A 23,495-nucleotide genomic window follows, 5' to 3' on the forward strand; every position below is an offset into this window, starting at 1 on the left:
GGTCAGGCGGCGGCGCTCTCCAGTTCACGCTTGAGGTTCTGGAGCGTCTTGTCGATGTTCCGGGTCTGGAAGTCCGCGTACGTTCGGCCCGAGGTGACGATCCGGTCGAAGGCGTGCGCGACGAGGTCGGGCCAGCCGCGGCGGTCGTCAGTCCAGGTCTCCGTCACGCGGGTGCCGTGCTCGGTCGGTTCGAAGCGGTACTCCCACGAGGCGATCGGACCGCGCAGCCGGGGCCGACGGGCACCGATCGCGTGGACGCGGAAGGCGAAGCGGCTGTCCGGTTCGGCCGCGGTGACGGTGCACCGGGTGACCCAGCGGAACCGTCCCCGCTTGTTGCGCCCGACGAACGAGGTGCCGTGCACCGCGGGTCCCGCCGGTCTCTCACCGGCCGTGCCGCAGTTCTCCGGGCTCCAGCGGCCCATGTCCTCGGGGTGGCTCACCGCCTGGTAGGCGACCTGGGGAGGCACCCCGACCTCGATGCTCCTGCTCACGGTGAATACCCGGCTCACTGGAAGCCTCCTTCCGGCCGAAAAGGCTTGGTTACTAGAGAGTAGAGAGTAGAGAGCATCGCACGAAGCCGGAGCTACAGAGCAGTCGGTGCCGGGCCACCAGCCGCCCGATCCAGGCCACAGGCCACAGGCCAGTCAACGGTCCGCGTAGCACGCCCTGGGTTACGGCTCCGCCTCTGGCTGCGGACGTGGGTTCGCAGGGACGCCGACCGGTCTGCGCCCGTGCCGCCGCGCGACTCCGCGCCCAGTCCGGCCGAGGAACTGGGCCGACCGCGGGCCGAGAACCGACGGCTGTTGAAGGCACAGAGGGGTGGCAGCTGGAGCGCGAGCTCCTGCGCCGGGCAGCTGCGCATGTCGCAAGACGGTCCAGCCCGCACCGGTCCTGGTGCCGCGCGACTTCACCGCCACGGCGTTGAACTCCAGAGGGTGCGCCGACATCACCACGTACATCACCACGTCGCTGCCGGCTCGGCTCAGACACGACTGGATCCGTAGCGTCGGCCGGCCTGCTACAACCGGCGCCACTGGCACTCCGCGCTCGACTACCTGGTGCCGGAGGTGACGGCGGTGGCAGCAGTCCCGGGCCCGGTTCACCGGGGCGGCATGTCCCTCACCACCCCGTCGGCAGGTTGCCGAGGAACGGGGCAAGCCGGTCGGCGATCACCCGGTCGTCGTGAGCCGAGGTGTGCCGGTCGCATCCGAGGAAGTCCAGGCCCGACTGGTCGAGGAACCAGTAGTGGACCCCGCTGTCGCCGTCGTCGTTGCGCGCCTGGACCACCTGCCGCACATGCTCGGCGTTGCCGTCGAAGCCGACGGCCACGAGGATGGTGCCGGCACCGTAGCGCGTCCGCAGTTCGCGGAGGAACTCGCCGTAGGCGGTGCGGAAAGCGGCCGCGAGGCTGTCTGGCGTCCACGGTTCGCCGGGGGTGAGGTCGGAGAAGTCGTTGGCACCGAGGTTGACCACCAGTGTCGTTGCGTTTGACGACCCGGACCGTGTGCTCGCCGTCCCGCAGGCCGTTGATCCAGTGCGTGGTGTCGCCGGGTGTGACCAGGGTGGCGACGGTGGCCCCGTCGACCTGGACGTCGTAGTCGGCGGCCGCACAGTCGAATACCAACCCGAGGCCGGTCCCACGGAAGCGGCCCTCGAAGTACACCCCGGGCCAGCTGAACTGCAGCGTCTCCCCCAGGTCTTTGACCCGCCCTGCGGTGTGCACCTGCTCCGAGACGCGCTTCACGGGGACCAGTTGCCACTGCTGGTTGGCGCCGCCCGAGTCGGTGGATTGCACGACCTTGGCACCGTCGGTGGTGGCAGCGTTGTGGACCTCGACGGCCTTTCCGCTGTCGCGGTTGATCAGTTCGTACCACGAGCCCGCGTCCACCCTGGATGCGTGTGCGATCCCGGTCGCGCCCAGCCCTGCCGGCGGAGCCGCCGGAAGCGCCGCCACGGCGGCAAGCGTCGCCGGGTGCCTCTCCCGCCTCGGCTTCGGGTCCCGGTCTCTGAAAGTCATTTGCGTGCCACCTCTCCGGCCCCGTGGCGCATCGGTAGGTCACCGCTGAACGTCCGACATTCCACCCCTGAATGTCAACCGAATTGCAGGGATGCAGACTCAGGCGCGAAAAGGCCAATTGAGAGACCGCTGGTGGAGACGGGTTCCTGGCCGAAGCCCCTGCTACCAGGGGCTTCGCCTGTCCGCGAGTCCAACCAACCACCCGGGCCACAAGGTCGGAGAAACGGCACTGCCAGTCAGTTGACCGCCGTAGCGGACAGCCAGAACAGGTCCGCCGCCTCCTGGGGCGCGGTCACCAGCTGGGCCTGTCGCCGTTGCCGGCGCTTCGCCGGACGAGGCCTACGCCGCCGACGCGCCCGCCCGCTCACCGCTCACCACCGCGCGGCGAGAACTTGATCGGATAGGACACGGTCGGCTCCGGCTTCTTCGGCTCCTCCCAGCCCGGAAAGTGCACCGGATAGCCGCTCGTCGAGGCCGGGGCGGGCTTGTTCCCGCTGCCGGTGCCCGAGTCGGCGCCAGACGTCTCCATCGAGCTTCCGGCGCCCACGATCACGACGCCTGCACCGACCAATATCGCCATCTCACGCCGGGCGCCGGCTGCCCACCGCGAGTGCCCCTTGACCTTGGTGCCGTCCTTTCGCCAGTACGTATCGATCCAGACCACGGGCCCCCTTCCATCGCGTTTACCCGCCGAACCGCCATCCTTGCAGCCACCACTGACAGCTAGTCAGCAAACTCCCACCCGCAGTGATTCCGTAAGCGGGGAACAGGCCAGTCCACTGAAAGCGGGGCTCCACCCACTCCCCGGCCATCCTGCGCCGGAGCTGCCAGCCTTTCGGCTGCGGGCCATGTAGGGCGACGACGCGCGTGGGACGCGGTGCGACCCCTCGTCAGACGCCGCCCCGGAGGGCAGCATGCCAATCGCCGGCTCCCTCCCAGGACGCCTATGGCACCGCTACGCGGTCGGCACCGTCCGATTGTGTCTTTCGGGGCGGCCAGGACAAGGCGCCCCTTGGCCATGGAAACCTCTTGTGTCCGGACAAGCGTGCCGGGCTTCGAGTCGACACTCGGATTGATCGACACCGGCGACGGATCTCCGGGAGTTCCACAGAGCGGTTCGCAAGGGACTGCTCCGCTTCCTCTGGGCTGGAGTCAGCAGGACCGGCGGCAACTGGCCGGTCGGGCGGGCGGCGCGGGCGGTCAGTCAGCCGCCCTGTGTGCGCCGAGGTGGGAGCGGTGCCGGTCCACGATTCCCTCGACGATCCTCATCAGGCGGTCTCCCGTCTGATCGATGCTTCCGTTCTGTGTGCTGACCTGCGCTCCTTCGAGTACGAAGGTGATCTCGGCCGCGGCCTGTCCGGGGTCGGACATCTGGGCCTTGGTGCACATGCCGATCAGCCTGCGGCTCTGGTGGGCCTTGTGGTCCTCGATCACCTGCCGTGCCGGATGAAGGCGGTCGGGCAGCTCGGCGAGGGAGTTGATGAACGGGCAGCCCCTGTATGAGATCGACGGCAGCCCCTCGGCGATGAAGCGGGCCAAGCCCAGAATCTGCTCCTCGGGCCGGTCGGGGTACTCGGTTTCCACACGGTCGAAGGCCGCCTGATAGTCCGCGGCAACGATCCGCAGCCACTCCGCGACCAGGGCGTCCTTGGTCTCGAAGTGCCGGTAGATGGCCATTTTGGTGGTCTCGGCCTTGTCGGCGATCGCCTGGACCCCCACCTGCCGGATCCCGTCCCTCTGGAAGAGCTCTTCGGCCGCGTCGAGAATGCGCTCACGAGGCGGCAGCTTCGCCACTCTGCTTGGCCTTCTGAGGGTCGATGCCATGACTGCTCCGTCACTCCGGTCGATCGTGTGGTTCACAACCTCTCTCACGGTACCAGCCCGACCCCTTCGATACCGTGCGGTATCGTTCGGCACTCGACGGTATCGTTGTGGTCAGGGAGTGGCAGTGAGAGTTTCTGAGTACGTGAGCTTCGACGCGGTCGGGCTGGCGGAGCTGGTGGCCAAGGGCGAGGTACTCCCCGCCGAGCTGGAGGCGGCCGCGCGCGAGGCCGTACAGGCAGTTGATCCGCGGATCAACGCCGTCGTGGAGACCTGGCTCACCGACGACGAACCTGTCCCCGGCAGCACGCCACTGGCCGGCGTCCCCTTTCTGATCAAGGACATCGCGGTGGCCATGGCAGGAAGGCGGATGGAGCTGGGAAGCCGCCTGGCGGCCGGTAACGTCGCCGGCGCCGACTCCTCACTGATGCAGCGCTTCCGGCGCGCGGGCCTCGTGACGTTCGGGCGCACGGCGACACCGGAGATGGCTTATGGCATCTCGACGGAATCAGCGTTGTACGGCGCGACCCGCAATCCGTGGGACCTGGAGCGGAGCGCGGGCGGATCCAGTGGAGGCGCGGCCGCCGCTGTCGCCGCCGGGGTGGTTCCGGTCGCTCATGGCACCGACGCCGCCGGATCGCTCCGTATCCCCGCCGCCTACAACGGCCTCTTCGGGATGAAGCCCACCCGTGGCCGGGTGTCCATGGGGCCCGACGTCGACGAGGTCTTCAACGGCTTGGCCGTGCACGGCAGCGTCAGCCGCACCGTACGCGACAGTGCGGTACTGCTCGACCAGATACGCGGCCCGGAGTCGGGCGACCCCTACTTCGCCCAGCAGCCGTCACGGCCGTACGCGGACGAAGTCACCCGTCAGCCGGGCTCGTTGCGCATCGGTGTCCTCACCCAGGCGTGGGGCGGGCGCCGCACTTCCGCCCCGGTGACCGACGCCCTCTCCCGCACCGCGCGGTTGCTTGAATTCCTCGGCCACCAGGTGACGGAGGTCGAAGTCGGCCTCGGCGCCGACTGGGAGGAATTCGTCCTGGCCAATGCTCGACTCATGACGGTGAACCTCGCCACCCTGGTCGACGGAGTGGCCGCCGCCTTCGGCCGTCCCATCGACTCCTCGACCCTTGAGCCGGCGACCCTCGCCGGCTACCACTACGGGCAGCGGGTCAGCGGCGCGCAGTTCCACACCGCTCTGGCGATGCGGAACCGAGTGGCCCGAAGCCTGGCGCGGTACTTCGACGAGTACGACATCCTCCTCACGCCAACCCTGCCGGAGCCTCCCGTGTCTCTGGGCACTCATACGGAGGGTGCGGAGACACTGGACGGCCTCGGCTGGATCGAGCGCATCAACGACCTGTCGCCGTTCACCATGCCGTTCAACGTCGCAGGCACGCCCGCCATGTCCGTACCCGTGACGGCCGACACCGGGACAGGGCTCCCGGTCGGTATGCAGTTCGCCGCCGGATATGGCCTCGAAGGCCGCCTCTTCCGCCTCGCCGGACAACTCGAACAGGCAAGTCCGTGGTCAGGCCGAATCCCCACGGTATGGGCGGGGAACCACCCAGCCCGCTGAAGAACGCGCCTGGCACACCACAGAGAGACATCGACGGATTCTCGCCGGTCCCAGGACCGAGCCCGCCGCTTCAGCGAGGCCGGCTACGCGGTTCTCCTCCACGACCATCGCAATTTCGGCGACAGCGGCGGCACACCTCGCCAGGACATCGACCCCTACCAGCAGATCGCGGACTGGCGATGGGCGATCACCTACCTCGGCACACGCGGCGAAATCGACGAACAGCGTATCGCCATCTGGGGATTCAGCTACGCCGGTGGTCACGCCCTGGTCCTCGGCGCCACCGACCGCCGCATCAAAACCGTTTACGCTCAGGCCCCCACCGTCAGCGGCTACGAGACCGGACTGCGCCGCGTCCCGCCCCACGAGGTACGCGCTGCCTACGAACCCGGTCGGTGGATCGCCCGCATCGCCCCCACCCCCCTGCTGATGCTCGTGGCCAAGGAGGACGACGTCGCCCCCACCAACATTGCCCTCGACGGCTTCAACCGCGCCCGCGAACCGAAGAAGCTCGTCCTCACGGACGGCAACCATTTTCTGTCCTACATTCAGCAGTCCGAATTCTCTTCCAGGGTCGCGATCCACTGGTTCGACACCCACCTCAGGATCACCGAGACCGATGCCCGCCAGGCCGGTGAGCCCGCCCCGCTGCGTCCGGCCGTCCCACCGGAGCAGGCACGGTCTGAGCGCTGTTACCTCTCCGCCCGCCACCACCCATTCCCCGCGAAGCAAACGGCTAGGGTGACGGCTACCGCTGCTGCTCCCAGTCGGTCCGGACGAGGTCGTACTCGACTTCACCGTGTTCGGAGCCTGCGATGGCCTCTGGCCAGTCCCCGGTGAAGTGCCGGAGGAATGACAGGCCCGCCTTCTCCATGACCCGCCGGGATCGCGCGTTCACGGCCATAGTGTTCGCGGTGACCCGTTCCACGCGGAGGTCGGTGAACCCCTTGCTGATCAGGGCTCTGGATCCTTCCGTGGCATAGCCCTTGCCCCAGGCGGCCTTGTTCAGCCGGTAGCCGAGCTCGGCCACGGCGGGGCTGTGGTCATCAAGGGGTCGGAACTCGAACCAGCCCAGGAAGGTCCCGGTGGACTTTTCCTCCGCTGCCCAGTAGCCACGGGTGCCGAAGCACGGATAGTCCTGAAGGAGCCGCGGCAGGGTCTGCGCACAAATCGACTCGCGGCTGGTCGGCCGCCCACCGTTGATGAAACGCATGACGTCGGGTTCATTGTCCAGTGCGAACAGGTCGTCGGTGTCGGCGTCGGTGAACGGGCGCAGTATGAGCCGTTCGGTTTCCACAAAGGCATGTATGCCGCGATCTTCACCGTAAGTGGCTGTGTCCGCGACCGAATATTGCAGGCCGCCGAGGGAGCCGTGGCAGCAGGCTCACCGCGACGGCCGGTCTTCGGGCAGTGCGGGATCGAGTCACATACCTCTGTCCGATCGAGAGGGGGTTGTCATGAGGGCGCGGGGGAACGCAGGACCGAGCTGTAACAGTCCTCGCCGTGGAGACCGGCACTGGCTCCGGCTCCGGCTCCGGCTCCGGCATCGACACCGGTAGCGGCCACTGGTACCGGTCATACGGGCGGCCCGGTGACGAAGTCACCGCTCTTGTCGTAGGGCCAGGCGTTGGCGACGCATCCCTGAAGGCCCTTGATCTGCTGCATCATCACGGGTGCCAGTTGTCCGGCGCCCGCGCAGGTCACGTGCGAGTAGCCGAGAAAGTGCCCCATCTCGTGGTTGATGATCAGCGCCCGATAGTCATGGATCGGTCCGTCGAAGGTGGGCGAGCCCTTGACCCACCGCTTGAGATTCACCACCACCCCTCCCGGAACCTCACAGTTGTATTCGCCTCCGGTGTCCTGCTGGATACCCGCCCAACACAGGGAGTCCGCCGTTCCCGGTGTCGCGATCTTCACCGTGAGGTCGTGCGGCGCTCCCGCGCTCACCAATTGGAACGCGTGGTCCGGGTCGCGGGTCCAGCCCTGCGGAGCGGCAAGTATCCCGGCGATCTCCTTCGCCGCCTGGGACGCCGAGACATCGAGGCCGGTCTCGACCTCCACGACGTAGCGCAGCGGGTGGGGGCCTCTGCCCACCGTCGCGCCACCGGCCTGTGCGGTGACGAACGTCCCGCTGCCCGTCAGGGGGACATCGATCTCGGTCCGGCTCGGGGTGGGAGTGGGTGTGGGTGTGGGTGTAGGTACGGGAGCCAGGCCGGGAGTGCGGGTGACGTGCGTGCTCCGCGGACGCGGTGCGCTCGATGCGTCGCTCCACCCTCCGTACAGGAGATACATCGCCGTACCCAGCAGGCCGACGGCCATCAATGTGCCGACCAGCAGGCTCTGCCCCCGTCGGTGCGGACGTCCCCGGCGATGGGAGGACCGGCGCCGACGGATTTCATGGTGAACGTCCGCGGTTCTGCCCGCGGGGGGTGCGGATTGCCGCTGTCGTGCCGAGTGCATGGCAGCTCAAACTGGTCGACTCAGATGATCGCCATGAGCCCGGACCATCTCGAAAAGGTAACGGTGCACGATCTCTCCGGTGACCGCCGCGCCGACCCAGACCGGACCGTCCGACCCCTCTCGGACTGATGTGATCGTTGCGTAACGGCCTGCCGAGAGGGGCTCCTCTCGCGACAGTCACGCCATCCGACCCGCTTACACTTTCGAAATGTCACGGGTCCTGATTGTCGAAGACGACCAAAATGTCCGCATGGCCGTCCAGTTGGGACTGCAGCATCAGGGGCACGAGGTCCGCGCCGCGGGAACGGGGGAAGAGGGGCTGGAACAGCTTCGCCCCTTCCAGCCCGAGGTCGTCATACTCGATCTCATGCTGCCCGGGATCTCCGGCCTGGACGTGTGCCGCCGCATCAGGGACAGCGACCAGGTGCCGATCATCATGGTGACTGCCCGGGGGGACGACATCGACGTGGTCGTCGGGCTGGAAGCCGGTGCGGACGACTACGTGGTCAAGCCCGTGCGCGCCCGGGTACTCGACGCACGGATACGGGCCGTACTGCGCAGACAGGACGCGTCGGTACCGGAAGGCACCCGGCCACGGGTGGAGAGACACGGCGACCTGGTCCTCGACCGAGCCGGCCTCGTGGTGACGCACCGCGGTGAACCCATCGCCCTCGCCCCCTCCGAACTACGGCTGCTGTTGACTCTGTCGGCCTCCCCCGGCCAGGTGTTCAGCCGCCAGCAACTGCTGGAAGTGGTCTGGGAACACAGCTACCACGGCGACATACGGCTCGTGGACGCCTGCGTGAAGCGACTGCGCAACAAGCTCGGCGAGGGCAGGGACCCTCGTTATGTGCAGACCGTACGCGGATTCGGTTACCGCTTCGGCACCTCATGAGCGGCCGATTCTCCGCGCGGACGCAGACCTCCGCACGGACGGAGAGCTCCACGCATGCGCGGAGAACCGTGCGGGCACGGAAGGCGGAACGCCTCCGCAAGTCCGCCACGGCCGAAGAAGCCCCTGCCGCCATACGGGGAGCCGGCCCCGTGCGATTCCCCCGTGCGGCCCTGGCGCGCATCGCGCTCCCCCTGCGGGGCCTGCGCCCCCGCCTCCTGGCGGCCTTCGTCCTGGTGGCCATGGCCAGCGCTCTGGGGACCGGGGCCCTCGCCTTCCGCGAGGCGCGCACGGGGGTGCTCCAGCAGAGCCAGGACTCCGTCATCCGCCAGTTCCGTACGAGCGTGGACGCCATCGCGCCCTACCTCACCCCCGCACCGGACCGATCGGAACTCCAGTCCGCGGTGAACCAGGTGCTGTACGCCAACCGGTCATCGGGGTGGCGGGTCATGGCCACGTACGGTGACCTGCGCGTTGCCACACCGCACGCCGACTTCGACGGGCTGAGCACCGAACTGCGCCGATCCGTACGGGACCGACGTGCCACGGTGTTCCAGCGGGTGAACGTCGACGGGCACCCCCAGCTCATCGTCGGCATGCCCGTCACGTACACCTCGAGCGAGGGCACGGAGCAGGGGCTCTCCGGGATCGTGCTGTACCTGGAGGTCCCGCAGAACAGCGAAGGGGCGTACATCGAGGCCATGGTGAGCGGCATCGAGCGGGGCACCCTGGTGGCCTTGGGGCTCGCCGTCATCCTGGCACTGCTCGCCGCGAGCGGCGTACTGCGCCCCGTACGGGCGCTGCGCCGGGCGACGCGCCGAATGGCCGCGGGGCACCTGGACGTCCGACTGACCGTGACCGGTTCCGACGAACTGGCCGACCTCTCCCGGACCTTCAACGAAACGGCGGCCGAACTGGAGCGGACCGTCGGGGAGTTGCGCCGTCTGGAGGCCCAGGCCAGACGCTTCGTGGCGGACGTCTCCCATGAACTGCGTACGCCGGTGGCGGCGATGTCGGCGGTCACCGACGTGCTGGACGAGAGCGCGCTGCGTCAAGAGGGGGAGACCGGTGACGCGCTGCGCCTCATCAGCGAGGGGACGGCCCGGCTGAGCGAACTGGTGAACGCCTTGATGGAGATCTCCCGCTTCGACGCGGGGACGGTCGAACTCAACCAGGACGAGATCGACCTGGCCGAGTCCGTACAGCGCACTCTCGCCTCCCGGGGATGGCAGGGGCAGGTGGAGACCCGGCTGCCCGGGCCGGGTGTTCTCCGCACGCGCGTCGATCCGCGCAGACTTGACGTGGTGACGGCCAATCTGGTCGGCAACGCACTGCGGCACGGGGCGCCGCCCGTGCGGCTGACCATGGAAGTGCGAGAGGAGGCGGCGGGCGTGGCGTGGGCCGTCATCAAGGTGATCGACAACGGACCCGGAATCGCAGAGGAGGCCATGCCGCACATCTTCGAGCGGTTCTACAAGGCGAGTACCGCACGGACCAGGAGTGAGAGCAGCGGGCTCGGCCTGGCCATCACGGCGGAGAACGTACGCCTGCACGGGGGGCGCATCCGGGCGGCGAACCTGCCCCGGGGCGGCGCGGTGTTCACGGTCGAACTCCCGCTGCGCCACGACGATGCCGACACCCAGGCCGATGTGGACGGGGGTGCTCTGTGAGGTGCTCGTGGGTGGCAGCTCTGTTGTTCGGGCTCACGGCCGCAGTCACGCTCGCGGCGTGCGGAGTGCCCCCGTCCGGTGTCATCGAAGCCGGTGAACCGGCGAGCGGCATGCGCTCCCCCACCTCGGAACCCTCGACACCCGCCACCGTCTCCCTCTTCTTCCTGCGCGACGGGGATCTGACCGCCTACCCCCGCCGGACCGGTGACGCCGGGGATGTCGAGGCTGTCGTTCGTCTGCTGTTTGCGGGACCCACCGCGAGCGAGGCGGCGACGGCCACCACGGAGCTGCCCCGCCTCACAGGTACGCCGGAGGTGGCTACCGGCGGCGCAGACGCTCTCTCCGTGCGGCTCCCCGGGGCCGCGGCTCCGCTGAACCGCCAGGCGATGCTCCAACTGGCGTGCACGGTGGAGCAGATGGCTCCGGCGCTCGCCGTCCCCGCCCCGCGCGCGGCCGGGGAAGCCGACGGCGCCACCATGCCCAGTTCCTCCGCGCACCCCAGCGTCCAGGTGCTCGGGGACGGATGGACGATGACGCAGTCGGACTACGCGTGCCCCGTCAGCTCCCCGTCGCTGGAGCAGCCGGAACACTAGGATCCGCGACGTCGCCCCAGTCCCCGGGTTCTCCTCGGCCACCAGCGCAAGGCCGGTGCGTCCGGCAGACAGGCTCTCAGCAGTTCGTCACGTAGTGGACCCAGGTCCAGTCGGCGACGAGGTCGTAGGAGTAGGCGCCGCGATCGGTCCAGCGGACGATGAACTCGTTGTCCCTGAACTGTGCTTGCTGTCCTGCGGTTTGATTGTTTACCCATGATCCATCACCGAACCAGGGAATCTTGTACGAGGCACATGCGTACATGTCGATGACGTCGCCGGTGCGGTTGGTGTCACTCCAGGCGCAGAAGTGCCCGTATCCGCACGTGTTCGACGCCGCCTTGGCCGACGCGCCCTGATGCCCGCTGGTCGTGGTCGGCAGGGCCAGCGTCAGGACGGCTCCCGCCCCGAGACGAATGCGGTCGGCAGCGACCTGCGTACCGCCCGTCCTGACGAGGTACAGGTCGGCCCGGTTCTGCAGCTTCTTCGCTTCGGCGAGGTTCAGCCCCAGCGCCTTGGCCTGCGAGGCGTAGCTGCCCGCCGGCACGGACGCGGCTTCGGCTGTGACCGTACCGGACATCGTCAGGGCGGCGGACAGTCCCACGGCGGCGGCCACGATGCCGCGGGTCCGCGCGCGACGGCTCTCGTCTCGTTCTTCTCCAAACATCATGCAGACTCCTTGCAGGGATCGGCTCTTGGGCTGGTGAAACCGGGGGACATCCCGCGTTTTCTGTGCGGTCATCTGAAGCAGCCCTGGCGGGTCCGGTGCTGCACGGTCGGGAGCTGTGCGCACCAGGCCCGTAGGCTGCTGAACCGCAGGTGCGTACCGGGCCCCCGGACCTGCAGGCTCAGGTTGTGCATCGCTTATGCAGGACCGTAGGCGCAAGCCGCGCCTCAGGAGCACCGATGCGTGCACAGCATCCACCCAGTTCGTGCATGACGCGGTATTGCGGCGGTTGTTGTGAAGATTGAGACGACGGTAAGTAGCTCGAAACCCCTGTCTCCTTGCCGCAGAAGGTCCCGGGACCAGCTTTCCCGCCCGCTTCTCGCCGAGGTCTCAAGGGTCCCCGTTCCCCCGGATACCGCCTCCGACCTGGTCGTTCCGCTGTCAGGAACCCCCTTGGCCCGTGCCCCGTCGCGCGGCCGCCGTGCCGACGCCGCCAGAGAGCGTTGGGTCTGGAGGGCGGGGCGGCGAGTGCGAGGATGGCCGGTATGGATATGTACCGCAGGAACAATGTGACGGTCACGGGCGCGGCCGAGGGGCCGGTGGTGGTGCTGGCGCACGGCTTCGGCTGTGATCAGAACATGTGGCGGCTGGCTGTGCCGGCTCTGGCGGAACGGTACCGAGTGGTGCTGTTCGACTACGTCGGCTCCGGCCGTTCCGACCTGTCCGCCTTCAGCCCCAAGCGGTACTCCTCACTCGAGGGATACGCCCGGGACGTGGTGGAGGTCTGCGACGAACTCGACCTGGAAGGAGCGGTGTTCGTCGGGCATTCGGTCAGCGCGATGGTGGGGGTGCTGGCCGCGCGGATGGCGCCGCAGCGGATCGGGGCCCTGGTGATGGTGGCGCCGTCTCCGTGCTACATCGATGACGACGGCTATCGCGGCGGCTTCACGGCCGAGGACATCGACGAGCTGCTGGAGTCGCTGGACTCGAACTATCTGGGCTGGTCCTCCGCGATGGCACCGGTGATCATGGGTAACCCGGAGCGGCCGGAGCTGGGCCAGGAACTGACCAACAGCTTCTGCGCCACCGACCCGGACATCGCCGCGGTCTTCGCCCGCACCACCTTTCTGTCCGACAGCCGTGAGGATCTGAAAAGCGTGACGGTGCCGACGCTGGTCCTGGAGTGTTCCCAGGACGTGATCGCACCCCGCGAGGTCGGCGCGTACGTACACGCCGCGATCCCCGGGTCCCACCTGGTCACCCTGGATGCCACCGGACACTGCCCGCAGCTGAGCGCCCCGGAGGCCACCAACAAAGCCATGCTCGACTTCATGGAGTCGCTGCGGTGATGAGCCGCGCCGGCCAGGAGCCGGACCCGGCCGAAGCCGGGGAGACAACGGGGACCGATGCAGCGTTCACGGCCCTGCTGGAGGACAGCGCCGAAGACCTGTACGAGGCGGCCCCCTGCGGCTACATGTCGACCCTGATGGACGGCACCATAGCCAAGATCAACACCACGCTGCTCGACTGGCTCGGCCTGCAGCGCAGCGCGGTGGTGGGCCGACTGCACTTTTCCGATCTGCTCACCGTGGGCGGCAGGCTCTACCACGAGACGCACTTCGCGCCGCTGCTGCGTATGCAAGGTGAACTGCGCGGTATCGCTCTGGAGATGAAGGGTACTCAGGGGCGCCGGCTGCCGGTGCTGATCTCCTCCGTCATCAAGCACGGCAGCGGAGGCGAACCGCTGCTGATCCGCACCACCGTCTTCGACGCCTCCGACCGGCGCGCCTACGAGCAGGAACTCCTGCGCCGCCGCAAAGACGCCGAACAGGCCCGCGCGGACGCCGAGCAGGCGCGCGCCGAGGCCGAACAGGCCCGCGCCGAGGCGGAGAAGGCCCAGCGGCAGGCCGAGGCCGACCGCGAACGCCTCTCCCACGCGCTCACGGTGCTCCAGCACTCGCTCGTGCCCGACCATCTGCCCGAGGTGCCCGGTCTTGAGGCGGCCGTCCACTACCACACGGCCTCCCCCGACCGGCTCGGCGGCGACTTCTACGACCTGTTTCCCGTGGGCGACGGCCGGTGGGCGTTCTTCCTCGGCGACGTGTCCGGCAAGGGCCCCGAGGCGGCCTCCTTCACCTCACTGACCCGCTACACCCTGCGCGCGGCGGCCCTGCACGACGCCGACCCGCCCGCGGCGCTGACCACGCTCAACGCCGTCCTGCACGAGCGGTACACCGCCGGTGGCGACCCCCGCTTCTGCACCGTCATCTTCGGCGTCATCGAACCCGCCGCCGACCACAGCCCTACCGTCGTGCGCCTTGCCTCCGGCGGCCATCCTCCAGCCCTGGTCGTCCGGGCCGACGGACACGCCGAGTACCTGCCCACACCCGGCGGACTCCTCGTCGGGCCCCTCCCCCACGCCCCCTTCAGCAGCACCCGGACCACCTTGGCCCCCGGCGACACCCTGCTGCTCTACACCGACGGTCTCACCGAAGCACGCACCGGCCCCACCCGCGAACACCTCTTCGGCTACGACGCCCTGCACACCTTCGCCACCGACCACGCCCCCGCCACACCCCACACGCTGATGACCGCGCTGACCGGGCTGCTGGACAGCTTCGGCGACGGCCTCGACGACGACACCGCCCTGCTCACCCTCGGTGTCCCCGCCCCTCAGCCCCCGGCAACGAATCCACCGCGATGAGCCCGCTGCACATATCCCGCCACGCCACCGCCACCGGGCCGGTCCTACAGGTCACCGGTGAACTCGACTACGAACAGGCCACCGCGCTGCGCGAACACACCGAGCGTCTGGTCCTGAGCCCGGGCCACCGGCTGGTCATCGACCTGTCCGGCCTGACGTTCTGCGACTCCACCGGCCTCAGTGCCCTCCTGGCGGCCCGCCAGCACGCCCAGAACGCCGGCGCGGACATGTCCCTGGTGGCCGTCCCCGCCGACACCCTGCGCATCCTCACCATCACCGGCCTCGACCATGTCTTCACCCTTCAACCCGCCAGGGACACCGGCTGAGGCCGCCAGCACGATGCCTCCGCGCGTCTCCAGCACCTGCGACCCGGCCCGTACCCAGGTGCTGCACCAGGTCGAACACCGTCCACTCGGGGCAGGCTGGCACCGGCGCGCAGGGCTGGGCGATTCTGCGTGGTCCGCGGCGCGAGCGGATAGGTGCGATGCCCCGCACCAGGGGTTCGAGTATGGCTACGACCGAACTTCCTCTCAGGCGTTCCGGGGCGGCATCGTGGCTCGCGCCTCCTGCTCCGGTCCGGTCGAGACGGACCAGCTGGCGAGCAACCGCAGGGCGTCCTCGGCGGCGCTTCCGGGGGGCGCACTGTAGACGACCACGCTCAGGCCGCTTTCGTCCGGCAGGCTCATGGTCTCCTGGTCGAGTTCCATGACACCGACGAGCGGATGGTCGAGGCGTTTGGTGCTCTGCTGGAAGACGTGCACGTCGTGGGAGCCCCACATCACGCGGAAGACGTCGCTGCGGGTGGACAGTTCACCGATCAGGTTCGACAGTTCCCGGTCGTAGGGGTTCTTCCCCGCCGCGCTGCGCAGCGCGCCCACCGCGAAGCGGGCCATGCGCTCCCAGTCGGCGTAGAACCGCTTGGCCGCGGGGTTGAAGAACGCGAACCGGGCGACGTTGGCCCCGCAGGTCGGGTCGGTGTACATCTCCGAGTAGAGGGCCCGCCCCAATGCGTTGGCGGCCAGTGTGTCGAGGCGGTCGTTCATCACGTACGCGGGCAGTTGCGGCATCCCCTCGACGATCCGCGTCACGCTCGGCCGCACCGTGGGCCGGGCCTCCCGCTGTCTCGCCCGCACCGCGGGCGCGGGTCCCGCTGCGCGGGCGAGGTCGTACAGGTACATGCGCTCGGTGCTGTCGAGCCGCAAAGCCTGGGCGAGGGCGTCCAGCACGCTGTCGGAGGCACCCCGCAGGCTGCCCCGTTCCAGACGTGTGTAGGTACTCGACGCTCACTCCGGCGAGCGTGGCGACCTCGCCCCTGCGCAGCCCCGGCACCCGCCGCTGACCGTACGCCGGCAGACCTGCCTGCTCGGGGGTGATCCTCTCGCGTCGGGAGCGGAGGAAAGCGCTGACAGCGTCCCGGTTGTCCATGGGGACAGGGTAGGCAGACCGCGCGGCGGGTGGGGGCCCCTGCCGGTACCCCTCACGGCAGAGGCTCCCCCGCCCTGGCCGGCCCGCGTTGCATGGTGCGTGCCCCGACTCCCCCGGGGCCCGACCGGAGCGAGGAGGTACGCGCTCCGGTCGGCCTTTCCGGGCCGAGTTCCAGTGGGGGCTCGAGTACCTGGACAAGACTGAGAGGACGCACAGGATGAGCAGCCGGATCGAGACAGTGACGGAGACCCCCGCGGATGTCGTACGGGGGCTGTACGAGGCACTCGGCCAAGGCGATGTGCCGGGTGTGCTGGCCAGGCTCGCCCCCGGGGTGATCGTCGACGAGCCGAGCCAACTCCCCTACGGCGGCGTCCACCAGGGCCGCGAGGTGTTCGTGCAGGCGGTCCTGGGGGCGATGATGGGTTACGCCGACGTCGCCATCACCGATGCCGAGGTGTTCGAGGGCCCGGCCGGCGTCATCGGAACACTCACCGGGACACTCACGGCCCACACCACCGGTGAGGAGTTCCCGCTGACCATGGTGGAGATCCACCACGTCGAGGACGGCGCGGTGCGCAAAATCGACGTCTACTGCAAGAACCCCCACGAGCTCGCCGCGTTCTACGCGCGCGCCGAGGCCGGCACCCGCTGACGTCAGCGCTCTTTCAGGAGTACGCGAAGGGACGGTTCGACGTCATCGTGCGCACAACCTGTCCAATGCCGACCGACTCTCATCGTCCGCGGCGCGGCAGATCATCAACCGTTGGTCCGGATCCTGGAGCGGCACAAGCACTTCGAAGTGCACGGCGATCACACCTGCGCCCGGATGCCGCAGCACCTTGTGCCCGCGGCCGTTGACCTTGATGTCCCGCTCGGCCCACAACCGCGCGAACTCCTCGCTGTGGGCGGTGCATTCGGTGATGAGGTCGGTCAGCGCCCGGTCCTCCGGGTGCGCGGCCCACGCCGCGCGCAGGTGAGCGATCCCCTCCCGCACGACGCGTTCGCGGTCGACATAGAACTCGCGTATGTCCGGGTGTACCAGGCACAGCCACATCGCATTGCGCTGCGACGGCGGCAGGCTGTCGAAATCCAGCAGCAGCCGCGCCATTTCGCTGTTCCAGGCCAGGATGTCGAAGCGGTGGTTCATCAGCATGGCCGGCAGCGGCGACAGGTCGGCGACCAGCTGGGCCAGCGGGGGCGCCGCAGTGGTGGCGGGCTTGTCGGCGTTGCGGGGGCGCTGGCGGGCCAGGTCGAAGAGGTAGGCGCGCTCGTCGGGGCCCAGGCGCAGCGCCCGGGAGAGCGCCTCCACCACGTTCGCCGACGGCCGCAGCCCGCGCGCCTGTTCCAGCCGCACGATGTAGTCGACGCTGACCCCGGCCAGTTCGGCGACCTCTTCACGGCGCAGTCCCGGGGTCCGCCGGGGCTGCTGGCGCGACGGCAGGTTGAAATCGTGCGGGTCCAGGCGTTCGCGCCGGGTCCGCAGGAACGCGGCCAGTTCCTGTGTCGTGTCCACGGTGCGCGTCGTCATGTTCGATGCAACAGCCAAGGTAGGACTGGTGTTCCCAGGAACTTCTCTCCCTTATCCCTGGCTCGCGGCGGTCACAGACTTGTTCCCGATAGCGGATCACAAGCACAGGAGGACACGATGTCGCTCACCCTCGACAGCTACCGGCTGCTGGGCCGCTCCGGGCTGCGGGTCTCACCGCTGGCGCTGGGCGCGGCGACCTTCGGCACCGAGTGGGGCTGGGGCGCCGAGCAGGACGAGGCGCGTAAGCTGTTCGACCTTTACGTCGAGCGCGGCGGCAACTTCATCGACACCGCCAACACCTACACCAATGGCAGCTCCGAGCGTCTGCTGGGCGAATTCACCCGCGACAACCGTGAAAGCCTGGTGCTGGCAACGAAATACACCACGCTGCGTCGGCCCGGCGACCCCAATTCCGGTGGCCCTCACCGCAAGAGCCTGTTCGCGTCGGTGGAAGCCAGTCTGCGACAGCTGCATACGGACTACATCGATCTGCTCTACTTGCACGTGTGGGATTTCACGACACCGGTCGAGGAGATCCTGCGCGGCATGGACGATCTGGTCCGGCAGGGCAAGGTCCTGTACGTGGCGATCTCCAACGTCCCGGCCTGGCAGGTGTCGCGCATGCAGGCGATCGCCGACCTGCGCGGCTGGTCGCCGCTGGTCGCCCTGCAGATCGAGTACAACCTGATCGAGCGTACCGGGGAACGCGACCTGATCCCGATGGCACGCGAGATGGGGTTGGGTGTGGTGCCGTACTCGCCGCTGGCCGGCGGGGTGCTCACCGGTAAGTACAGCCGCGACGATCTGACCGCGACGAAACCCGCGGTCGACGACGGCACCCGTAAGAATTTCACCCTCACCAACGGCGGGCTCACCGAACGCAGTCTGGTCATCGCGGATGTCGTGAAGGAGGTCGCCACCGAGCTGGGCCGCACGACCGCCCAGGTCGGGCTGGCCTGGACCCTGCGGAACCCGGATGTGACGGCATCGCTCATCGGCGCGCGCACTCTCGCGCAGCTGGAGGACAATCTGGGCGCCCTGGAGGTCGACTTCACGGCCTCCCAACTGGCCCGCCTCGACGAGGCCAGCGCGATCGGACTCGGCTTCCCGCACGACATGCTCGCCAGTGACAGGATGCGCGCGGTGACCCACGGCGACCTGAAGGTCGAAACCCGCCGCTGATACCTCGGCCGGGGCATGCATGGCTCGGCCGTAGTTTCCTCGGTCCAAGGCGCCCTGCACGATGTAGCCGCTCGAAACGGGGTGATGGGCCCGGCCGCGGAGGGGCAGAGCCTCTTGTCGCAGCCTGAGTGTTTCCGCGGCCGCGTACAGGTGCCGGACGGCCCTGGACTCGACCGGCCTCGATTGGCGGACCGACACCGCTGTGCAAGGCAACGGCCTGGAGATACCGTGGACGGTGCAGCCCGGGCCCCCGGCCGCATCCGCTCTCACCGCGACGTCGCACCGGAGCATTCCGCACACCCGTCACAGGGCCCGCAGCTCGCTCTCCGCACACGGTGCCCCGCGGCGACCCGATGCGTCCTGCGGGGGCAAGTCAGCTTGCCCCGCGCCCTCTTGGCACGCCAACCACACTCTGGCGGCTCTCATGTACGTACTGCTCCTGCCGGCAGTACTCCCGCTGGCCCTGCTCGGCGCGATGATGGGGCTCTCCTGGTGGGAAGACCTGGTGCTCAAGCCGACTGATCGCGAAGGAGTCGGTACGGGGCCGGGGGCTGCACCCCTACGCCGCCAGACGCCTCTCGCGACAGGCGCCGACAGCGAGTTTCCGCCCAGCGAAGCGGCAGCGGCATCGGCTTCCGCGGCTCGCCGTGTCCGTCAACCACCTGAAAACGGAGGGAAGCATGAACTGCTACGACTGCCACCAACTGGGGACGACCACCCCCGCCACCGCCTCCTGCCGCAACTGCGGCGCCGCGCTCTGCCCGGATCACATCAAGGTCAGCGCCCAGAACATCCACCGTCAGGAGGGCATGGGTCTGTCCACCCCCGCACAATCAGCCCGCCGCCTCACCTGTTTCACCTGCCACGACGCGGAGCACCAGCTCTGACCGACGTCCGCGCCCCTGCCGGCGGCCAGGAAGGGAAGGCGCTGGAGCGAAGGCAACCGTGACCGACGAGAGACCCGGACAGCTGGACGGGGCACTGCCGGCGTGCGACCGTCCCCGGATTCCACCCGCACCCGCACGGTCTCGATACGATGCGCGCATGGTCTCTGCCCAGCGAGCCGCCCCAGTCTCCGCGCGCACTCCTTGGGGCCGCGGTCCCGGCGAACGCCATGTCACGGTGCCGAGATGAAGCCGCTGCCGGCGCCGACACCACACCTGAGGCTGCTCATCGCAGCACTTCTCACCCTCGCGGCCGCACTGTTCGCGGTAGGCGCCTGGACGGGCTCGATCTGGCTGCTGGGACTCGGCGCCTGGGCGATGATCATCGCGTTCCTGCTGATAGTGGTCTTCTCTCCGTGAACCAGCACACGGCCGACGTGGTGGCGCCGGATCGCGGCAACGCGGCGCGGACGAAGCACCGCCACCCGATGCCTCGCCGCGTCAACTGCTCGGCAGGTCCCCGAAGCCGGCTCATCAGCCGCCCGGTGGACGCGGGATCGAGCACGGTCCATCAGCTTGCCGGACCCGGCTGGTCAGCGGAGCGGCCCGCTGCCGGCCGGGCCGTACAGATCCAGCAGACGCATTCTGGAAGCGTGCAGACGGCGGTGCAGCACCTGTGCGGCCCACAGTGCCACGGCCGCTCCAAGATCCGGGTCGCCGAGGCATCTGTCGCGTACCGCCACGGCGTCGAACTCCGCCGCTGACACCGGCCGCAGGGCGGTCGCACCCAATTGCCACACATACGGCGCGATCAGCCAGGACACTCCGACGAGGCGGCCCGGCCCCAGGGTCTCGATGACGGCCGGATGCCGTCCGGGCACATGCAGGTCGAGGGCGACCGCACCCTCTCGGATGATCCAGAACCGGTCGGCGTGCTGCCCTTCGTTGAACAGACGGGTCTGAGCCGGAAACGCCTTTTCGTGGCCGAGGTCCGCCAACCGGTCACGATGCTCCGCCCCGAGACCGCTGAGGAGCGTACTCACGGCAGACATGGACCGCTCCCCTCAGGCATGAAGAATCCTCCGGCTCGCGCCGCCTGCGACGCACGGCTCCGCCACCTCACCCTGCTCGGGGGCCTCTTCATCGCACTCGCGCCTCCCCGGTGACTTCGTGCGCGATCCTCGTGGCCTGGGCGGGTCACGTAACTCCACCCGAAGGCTTTGTCGAGAAAGGCCCGGAGGAAGATGGAGCCGGCGAGAATCCTTGCTCCCGTGAACACCACCGCGAACCCGGTCAGTGAATCCGCGCCCCGTCCCGCGGCCCCTGCCTCCGCAGCCGAGGACCGGGTCCTGCCGGGCGAAGGGAACCCCCGCCCGGTTCGTCCTCTCGCATGACCATGAACCTCCATAGCGATCCCGTCCCTCGTGTACCGCCACTGCAATTGCGGTGACCTCTTCACTGTCCCGTCTCAGCCGGTGCTCTGCTCCGGGCCGAAGGACCGCTCGGGGGGCCAACCGGCCCTAAAACCGCCTCAGGTGGGGCCGGCACGTCGAGCTCGTCATGGGTCGGGATACGTGAGTTGGTTGTTCCGAACGGGCTGTGGAAGGTCGCGGAGCCGCTGATCTTGTCGTCGAAGGTGCGGCCGCAGGGCGAGGTGGCGGACACTGATGCGGACCGCGCGCTCCGACGCGTGCCCCGCGCCTCGCCTCCGGGGTCTCGGGAGTGACACCATGCAGCCTCCAGCGCACAGCGTCGGACCACCGAGGAAGGCGCATCCAGATGACCGACGACGAAGCGGCCCCGCACCCGCACCATCCCGTCGTGGCCGCGCACCGGTACCGGCGAGCGACCGACGCCCAGTTGCGCATCGCTGACGCGATCACCAAATTCGCCGGCTCGATGCCCTTCGTCTACCTCCACGCGATCGGCTTCCTGCTCTGGATGCTGTTCGTGGAGTCCAACCCGTGGCCCACGCTGACCCTGGTCGTATCGCTCGAAGCGATCTTCCTGTCGACCTTCGTCATGATCGGCCAGAACCGTCAGTCGGAATTCCAACAGGCGAAGGCCGACCATGACTTCATCGAGCAGGAACTGGAACTCAAGACGAACACAGAGCTGACCCGGGCGATCCACTCGATGACGACAGAACTTCACCGTCGACTGGTGGAAGACCCTGGTCAGAGGTGACAGGCCGGCTCCGCACCCGGAGCGGACTCTGCCTCTGGTTCATCACCTTTGCTGGGCGGTGCCGAGAGGGCAAGATGTGTCCGGGGTATCTCCATGAGTCCCTGGCCACGTATGGCAAGGTATGCCGACGACTCACTCCGGCCGGGCTCCGCGCGGGACTCCGGCCCGGCTGTTTTCCGGGCACCGGGACCCTGCGGCGCCAGGGGAGCCGGACAGCCGCAAGCCGTACGGGACGGTCCCGTACGGTTCACGCCCGACCTTTCAGGAGTACGCACGTGAATGGCAAGCGCCGCCGACTTCTTTTGGCCGCCATCGACCCCATGCTCGAGCCCGGGGAGCAGGTCGAGGTGACGACCGTCGTGAACCTGAGTTCCGTCACCGTGCGCCGGACGGCAGCGTTCGCGGCAGCCTCGGCCATCCTGAGCGGCGGTGGAATGGCCGTGATCCCGACGCCGACCCCCATGTACCTGGGGATGACCGACCGCCGCATCTTCATCTTCCGAGCGAACCCGACGTTCGCCCGGCCGGAAGAACACCTGATGACGATCCCGCGCGCCGGTCTCGTCCGCTCGGAGATCAAGGAGCGGGTGCTCAACTCATCCTTCATCATCTCCTCGACGGACAGCGAGCAAGGCCTGAAAATCATCTTCCCGCTGGTCGGCCGCAAGGAGCGGAACGTGATAGCCGCCGCCTTGCCTCTGGCCGACTGACTGCCCAGGGCAGGGCAGGAGCGTGGTGCGAGGATGCCTCCCGGATTCGCGCCGGCACCGCATCGGTCCTGCCCCTGCCCGGGGGCCGTGGCGTGCGCCTGCCACGGCGGTGGGCAACCGTTCGTTGATCTCAGCTGTCACATGCGCATGACGACGACGCCTGGCCTCCCTTCCCTCGTGCTGCGCGGCAGCAGCGCCACCGCCCGCTTCGGGGACGGATTTGACTACGTGCAGTGGGAACAGGACGGGCGCGTGACACGGATTCCGCTGGAGGCCATCGAAGCGGTCCGCAGCCTCGACCGCTCCTTCGAGGTCATGCTGACGGCCGCGGAGGCCGACCGCCCTGCCGCCGTGTACGCGGTTCACGATGCCAGCGCCGCGGCCGTGGCCATGTTCTGCGCCGCCCTGCAGGCCCGCCTGCCCGAAAGGGCGGCCGAAGGATCGCGCCTCGACGGCGAAGATCTGATCACCGAAGTCTCTGCCGGACACCCCCGGAGGCCGTCGAGACGCGTTCTCCTCGTTCTCGCCGTGATAGCGGTCTTCGCTGTGATCGATGTGACGGTGGGGGTGCTCCGCGAGCCGAAGTGGGCGGCCGCACTGCCGTTCTTCCAACTCTTCGCGTGCACGGGCGCATTCATGGCACTGACGTTGGGGCGAGGCTTGTACGACGCGCTGCGTCTCCCCAAGCACGGCATCACGGTGCTGGCCGAACTCGACCACTACACCAACAGAACCAAGGTGTATCGGTACGTGGACCAGGACGGCGGGCCGCATTTCTACCGGGAGCCGACCGGGGGGCAGCAGCTGGAGCTCAGCTACGACCCGCGCAACCCCAGCCGCGCATCCGCACGCCAGTCTCTCTATGTTCAGGTCATGATGGCGCTGATGGCACTCGTGGGCCTCGGTATGACCTGCGGCGGACTCGGGTTCAGCGGGTATCAGCTCTTCATCGCGTTGCGTGGCTGACTCCGTACGCGCGGGTGTCGAGCACTTCTTGAACTCGCCGGCGCAGATGACGTCGTCGCCGTCGGTGACGTTCGCCGCCGCGGTCCCGAGCCGGGTGCCCGTCACCCACGACGGTGTTCTCCGTGGCGCCGGTGTCGCCCGCTACCGGGGCGTCCTGGGTGACGGTGGCCGTGGCTCGCGGGAATCGACCAACTACCGGTAGCGCGGCGCGGG

Annotated in this window: 26 protein-coding genes and 2 pseudogenes; 16 read left to right on the forward strand and 12 right to left on the reverse strand. The window is 68.7% G+C overall.

Going from position 1 to position 23,495, the window contains the following annotated elements; genetic code table 11:
- Window positions 1–2: 2 nt before the first annotated feature.
- The 5 genes and pseudogenes from ACZ45E_RS11445 to ACZ45E_RS11465 all read right to left on the reverse strand — a co-directional run bounded on the left by ACZ45E_RS11445 (window position 3) and on the right by ACZ45E_RS11465 (window position 3,841).
- Complete coding sequence (locus tag ACZ45E_RS11445) at window positions 3–509, reverse strand: SRPBCC family protein (RefSeq protein WP_468219315.1); 507 nt, start codon at window positions 507–509, stop codon at window positions 3–5.
- A gap of 610 nt (window positions 510–1,119) precedes the next feature.
- Window positions 1,120–1,473: an SGNH/GDSL hydrolase family protein gene (locus ACZ45E_RS11450; RefSeq protein ID WP_468220069.1), complete on the reverse strand. Its 354-nt coding sequence runs from the start codon at window positions 1,471–1,473 to the stop codon at window positions 1,120–1,122.
- A 61-nt stretch (window positions 1,474–1,534) separates the two neighbouring features.
- Window positions 1,535–2,017 (reverse strand): annotated as a pseudogene (locus tag ACZ45E_RS11455) (RICIN domain-containing protein); the annotation flags it as partial.
- Window positions 2,018–2,381: 364 nt separating this feature from the next.
- Window positions 2,382–2,681: a hypothetical protein gene (locus ACZ45E_RS11460; RefSeq protein ID WP_468219317.1), complete on the reverse strand. Its 300-nt coding sequence runs from the start codon at window positions 2,679–2,681 to the stop codon at window positions 2,382–2,384.
- A gap of 536 nt (window positions 2,682–3,217) precedes the next feature.
- Window positions 3,218–3,841, reverse strand: coding sequence for a TetR/AcrR family transcriptional regulator (locus ACZ45E_RS11465; RefSeq protein ID WP_468219320.1), 624 nt, complete (start codon window positions 3,839–3,841; stop codon window positions 3,218–3,220).
- A 124-nt stretch (window positions 3,842–3,965) separates the two neighbouring features.
- On the opposite strand from ACZ45E_RS11465, the gene ACZ45E_RS11470 reads away from it, so the two are divergent.
- Together ACZ45E_RS11470 and ACZ45E_RS11475 are read left to right on the forward strand one after the other, a co-directional pair.
- Window positions 3,966–5,417, forward strand: coding sequence for an amidase (locus tag ACZ45E_RS11470; protein WP_468219322.1), 1,452 nt, complete (start codon window positions 3,966–3,968; stop codon window positions 5,415–5,417).
- A gap of 9 nt (window positions 5,418–5,426) precedes the next feature.
- Window positions 5,427–6,257, forward strand: a complete 831-nt coding sequence (locus tag ACZ45E_RS11475) for an alpha/beta hydrolase (protein WP_468220039.1) — start codon at window positions 5,427–5,429, stop codon at window positions 6,255–6,257.
- Here the strand turns inward: ACZ45E_RS11475 and ACZ45E_RS11480 are convergent.
- Both ACZ45E_RS11480 and ACZ45E_RS11485 read right to left on the reverse strand, forming a co-directional pair.
- A complete protein-coding gene (locus tag ACZ45E_RS11480) occupies window positions 6,166–6,726 on the reverse strand; it encodes a GNAT family N-acetyltransferase (protein WP_468220041.1) in 561 nt (186 codons plus the stop codon). The two genes, ACZ45E_RS11475 and ACZ45E_RS11480, sit on opposite strands and share 92 nt — an antisense overlap.
- A 266-nt stretch (window positions 6,727–6,992) precedes the next feature.
- On the reverse strand, window positions 6,993–7,736 hold the full coding sequence (locus ACZ45E_RS11485; protein WP_468219324.1) for a DUF3152 domain-containing protein: 744 nt from the start codon (window positions 7,734–7,736) through the stop codon (window positions 6,993–6,995).
- A 349-nt stretch (window positions 7,737–8,085) separates the two neighbouring features.
- Between ACZ45E_RS11485 and ACZ45E_RS11490 the strand changes: the two genes are divergently transcribed.
- The 3 genes from ACZ45E_RS11490 (at window position 8,086) to ACZ45E_RS11500 (ending at window position 11,032) form a co-directional block, all read left to right on the forward strand.
- Window positions 8,086–8,772, forward strand: a complete 687-nt coding sequence (locus ACZ45E_RS11490; RefSeq protein ID WP_468219326.1) for a response regulator — start codon at window positions 8,086–8,088, stop codon at window positions 8,770–8,772.
- 149 nt (window positions 8,773–8,921) lie between these two features.
- Complete coding sequence (locus ACZ45E_RS11495) at window positions 8,922–10,439, forward strand: sensor histidine kinase (RefSeq protein ID WP_468219328.1); 1,518 nt, start codon at window positions 8,922–8,924, stop codon at window positions 10,437–10,439.
- 11 nt (window positions 10,440–10,450) lie between these two features.
- Window positions 10,451–11,032 carry a hypothetical protein gene (locus ACZ45E_RS11500; protein ID WP_468219329.1) on the forward strand — a complete coding sequence of 194 codons (582 nt, stop codon included), beginning with the start codon at window positions 10,451–10,453 and terminating at the stop codon, window positions 11,030–11,032.
- Between the two features lie 76 nt (window positions 11,033–11,108).
- Here ACZ45E_RS11500 and ACZ45E_RS11505 read toward each other — a convergent pair whose 3' ends face one another.
- Window positions 11,109–11,699 carry a peptidase inhibitor family I36 protein gene (locus ACZ45E_RS11505; protein ID WP_468219330.1) on the reverse strand — a complete coding sequence of 197 codons (591 nt, stop codon included), beginning with the start codon at window positions 11,697–11,699 and terminating at the stop codon, window positions 11,109–11,111.
- A 542-nt stretch (window positions 11,700–12,241) separates the two neighbouring features.
- Between ACZ45E_RS11505 and ACZ45E_RS11510 the strand changes: the two genes are divergently transcribed.
- The 3 genes from ACZ45E_RS11510 to ACZ45E_RS11520 are packed head-to-tail and all read left to right on the forward strand — an operon-like array spanning window position 12,242 to window position 14,726.
- Window positions 12,242–13,045: an alpha/beta fold hydrolase gene (locus ACZ45E_RS11510; RefSeq protein WP_468219331.1), complete on the forward strand. Its 804-nt coding sequence runs from the start codon at window positions 12,242–12,244 to the stop codon at window positions 13,043–13,045.
- Window positions 13,045–14,400: a PP2C family protein-serine/threonine phosphatase gene (locus tag ACZ45E_RS11515; protein WP_468219332.1), complete on the forward strand. Its 1,356-nt coding sequence runs from the start codon at window positions 13,045–13,047 to the stop codon at window positions 14,398–14,400. The genes ACZ45E_RS11510 and ACZ45E_RS11515 overlap by 1 nt, the downstream gene beginning before the upstream one ends.
- Complete coding sequence (locus ACZ45E_RS11520) at window positions 14,397–14,726, forward strand: STAS domain-containing protein (RefSeq protein ID WP_468219333.1); 330 nt, start codon at window positions 14,397–14,399, stop codon at window positions 14,724–14,726. The genes ACZ45E_RS11515 and ACZ45E_RS11520 overlap by 4 nt, the downstream gene beginning before the upstream one ends.
- Here ACZ45E_RS11520 and ACZ45E_RS11525 read toward each other — a convergent pair.
- A complete protein-coding gene (locus ACZ45E_RS11525) occupies window positions 14,695–14,895 on the reverse strand; it encodes a maleylpyruvate isomerase N-terminal domain-containing protein (protein ID WP_468219334.1) in 201 nt (66 codons plus the stop codon). The genes ACZ45E_RS11520 and ACZ45E_RS11525 overlap by 32 nt on opposite strands.
- 35 nt (window positions 14,896–14,930) lie before the next feature.
- Window positions 14,931–15,825: pseudogene (locus ACZ45E_RS11530) on the reverse strand (helix-turn-helix domain-containing protein).
- A gap of 217 nt (window positions 15,826–16,042) precedes the next feature.
- On the opposite strand from ACZ45E_RS11530, the gene ACZ45E_RS11535 reads away from it, so the two are divergent.
- Window positions 16,043–16,477, forward strand: a complete 435-nt coding sequence (locus ACZ45E_RS11535) for a nuclear transport factor 2 family protein (protein ID WP_468219336.1) — start codon at window positions 16,043–16,045, stop codon at window positions 16,475–16,477.
- 42 nt (window positions 16,478–16,519) lie between these two features.
- Here ACZ45E_RS11535 and ACZ45E_RS11540 read toward each other — a convergent pair whose 3' ends face one another.
- On the reverse strand, window positions 16,520–17,353 hold the full coding sequence (locus ACZ45E_RS11540; protein WP_468219338.1) for a helix-turn-helix transcriptional regulator: 834 nt from the start codon (window positions 17,351–17,353) through the stop codon (window positions 16,520–16,522).
- Between the two features lie 117 nt (window positions 17,354–17,470).
- Here ACZ45E_RS11540 and ACZ45E_RS11545 point away from each other — a divergent pair, with 117 nt between their 5' ends.
- From ACZ45E_RS11545 to ACZ45E_RS11555, 3 genes are all read left to right on the forward strand, one after another.
- Window positions 17,471–18,535: an aldo/keto reductase gene (locus ACZ45E_RS11545; RefSeq protein WP_468219340.1), complete on the forward strand. Its 1,065-nt coding sequence runs from the start codon at window positions 17,471–17,473 to the stop codon at window positions 18,533–18,535.
- 680 nt (window positions 18,536–19,215) lie between these two features.
- Complete coding sequence (locus ACZ45E_RS11550) at window positions 19,216–19,422, forward strand: DUF2180 family protein (RefSeq protein WP_468219343.1); 207 nt, start codon at window positions 19,216–19,218, stop codon at window positions 19,420–19,422.
- 243 nt (window positions 19,423–19,665) lie between these two features.
- Window positions 19,666–19,839: a hypothetical protein gene (locus ACZ45E_RS11555; RefSeq protein WP_468219344.1), complete on the forward strand. Its 174-nt coding sequence runs from the start codon at window positions 19,666–19,668 to the stop codon at window positions 19,837–19,839.
- A gap of 173 nt (window positions 19,840–20,012) precedes the next feature.
- Here ACZ45E_RS11555 and ACZ45E_RS11560 read toward each other — a convergent pair whose 3' ends face one another.
- Entirely contained in the window at window positions 20,013–20,471 is a 459-nt protein-coding gene (locus tag ACZ45E_RS11560; RefSeq protein ID WP_468219346.1) for a Crp/Fnr family transcriptional regulator, read from the reverse strand.
- A 727-nt stretch (window positions 20,472–21,198) separates the two neighbouring features.
- Between ACZ45E_RS11560 and ACZ45E_RS11565 the strand changes: the two genes are divergently transcribed.
- From ACZ45E_RS11565 to ACZ45E_RS11580, 4 genes are all read left to right on the forward strand, one after another.
- Window positions 21,199–21,606 (forward strand): DUF1003 domain-containing protein, encoded by a 408-nt coding sequence (locus ACZ45E_RS11565; RefSeq protein WP_468219348.1) that lies wholly within the window; start codon window positions 21,199–21,201, stop codon window positions 21,604–21,606.
- A 275-nt stretch (window positions 21,607–21,881) separates the two neighbouring features.
- A complete protein-coding gene (locus tag ACZ45E_RS11570; protein WP_468219351.1) occupies window positions 21,882–22,316 on the forward strand; it encodes a hypothetical protein in 435 nt (144 codons plus the stop codon).
- A gap of 147 nt (window positions 22,317–22,463) precedes the next feature.
- On the forward strand, window positions 22,464–23,282 hold the full coding sequence (locus ACZ45E_RS11575) for a DUF3592 domain-containing protein (protein WP_468219352.1): 819 nt from the start codon (window positions 22,464–22,466) through the stop codon (window positions 23,280–23,282).
- Window positions 23,275–23,484, forward strand: coding sequence for a hypothetical protein (locus tag ACZ45E_RS11580; RefSeq protein ID WP_468219353.1), 210 nt, complete (start codon window positions 23,275–23,277; stop codon window positions 23,482–23,484). Before ACZ45E_RS11575 ends, ACZ45E_RS11580 begins: the two co-directional genes overlap by 8 nt.
- Window positions 23,485–23,495: the final 11 nt, after the last annotated feature.

Source organism: Streptomyces sp. NPDC030991 (assembly GCF_055571235.1).

Excerpts from the sequence above, each read along its gene's own strand:
- ACZ45E_RS11560 (WP_468219346.1), bottom strand. The coding sequence starts at position 20,471 with ATGTCTGCCGTGAGTACGCTCCTCAGCGGTCTCGGGGCGGAGCATCGT.
- ACZ45E_RS11555 (WP_468219344.1), top strand. The coding sequence starts at position 19,666 with ATGAAGCCGCTGCCGGCGCCGACACCACACCTGAGGCTGCTCATCGCA.
- ACZ45E_RS11485 (WP_468219324.1), bottom strand. The coding sequence starts at position 7,736 with ATGGCCGTCGGCCTGCTGGGTACGGCGATGTATCTCCTGTACGGAGGG.
- ACZ45E_RS11565 (WP_468219348.1), top strand. The coding sequence starts at position 21,199 with ATGACCGACGACGAAGCGGCCCCGCACCCGCACCATCCCGTCGTGGCC.
- ACZ45E_RS11550 (WP_468219343.1), top strand. The coding sequence starts at position 19,216 with ATGAACTGCTACGACTGCCACCAACTGGGGACGACCACCCCCGCCACC.
- ACZ45E_RS11535 (WP_468219336.1), top strand. The coding sequence starts at position 16,043 with ATGAGCAGCCGGATCGAGACAGTGACGGAGACCCCCGCGGATGTCGTA.
- ACZ45E_RS11520 (WP_468219333.1), top strand. The coding sequence starts at position 14,397 with ATGAGCCCGCTGCACATATCCCGCCACGCCACCGCCACCGGGCCGGTC.
- ACZ45E_RS11510 (WP_468219331.1), top strand. The coding sequence starts at position 12,242 with ATGGATATGTACCGCAGGAACAATGTGACGGTCACGGGCGCGGCCGAG.
- ACZ45E_RS11540 (WP_468219338.1), bottom strand. The coding sequence starts at position 17,353 with ATGACGACGCGCACCGTGGACACGACACAGGAACTGGCCGCGTTCCTG.
- ACZ45E_RS11465 (WP_468219320.1), bottom strand. The coding sequence starts at position 3,841 with ATGGCATCGACCCTCAGAAGGCCAAGCAGAGTGGCGAAGCTGCCGCCT.
- ACZ45E_RS11515 (WP_468219332.1), top strand. The coding sequence starts at position 13,045 with ATGAGCCGCGCCGGCCAGGAGCCGGACCCGGCCGAAGCCGGGGAGACA.
- ACZ45E_RS11545 (WP_468219340.1), top strand. The coding sequence starts at position 17,471 with ATGTCGCTCACCCTCGACAGCTACCGGCTGCTGGGCCGCTCCGGGCTG.
- ACZ45E_RS11575 (WP_468219352.1), top strand. The coding sequence starts at position 22,464 with ATGACGACGACGCCTGGCCTCCCTTCCCTCGTGCTGCGCGGCAGCAGC.
- ACZ45E_RS11505 (WP_468219330.1), bottom strand. The coding sequence starts at position 11,699 with ATGATGTTTGGAGAAGAACGAGACGAGAGCCGTCGCGCGCGGACCCGC.
- ACZ45E_RS11490 (WP_468219326.1), top strand. The coding sequence starts at position 8,086 with ATGTCACGGGTCCTGATTGTCGAAGACGACCAAAATGTCCGCATGGCC.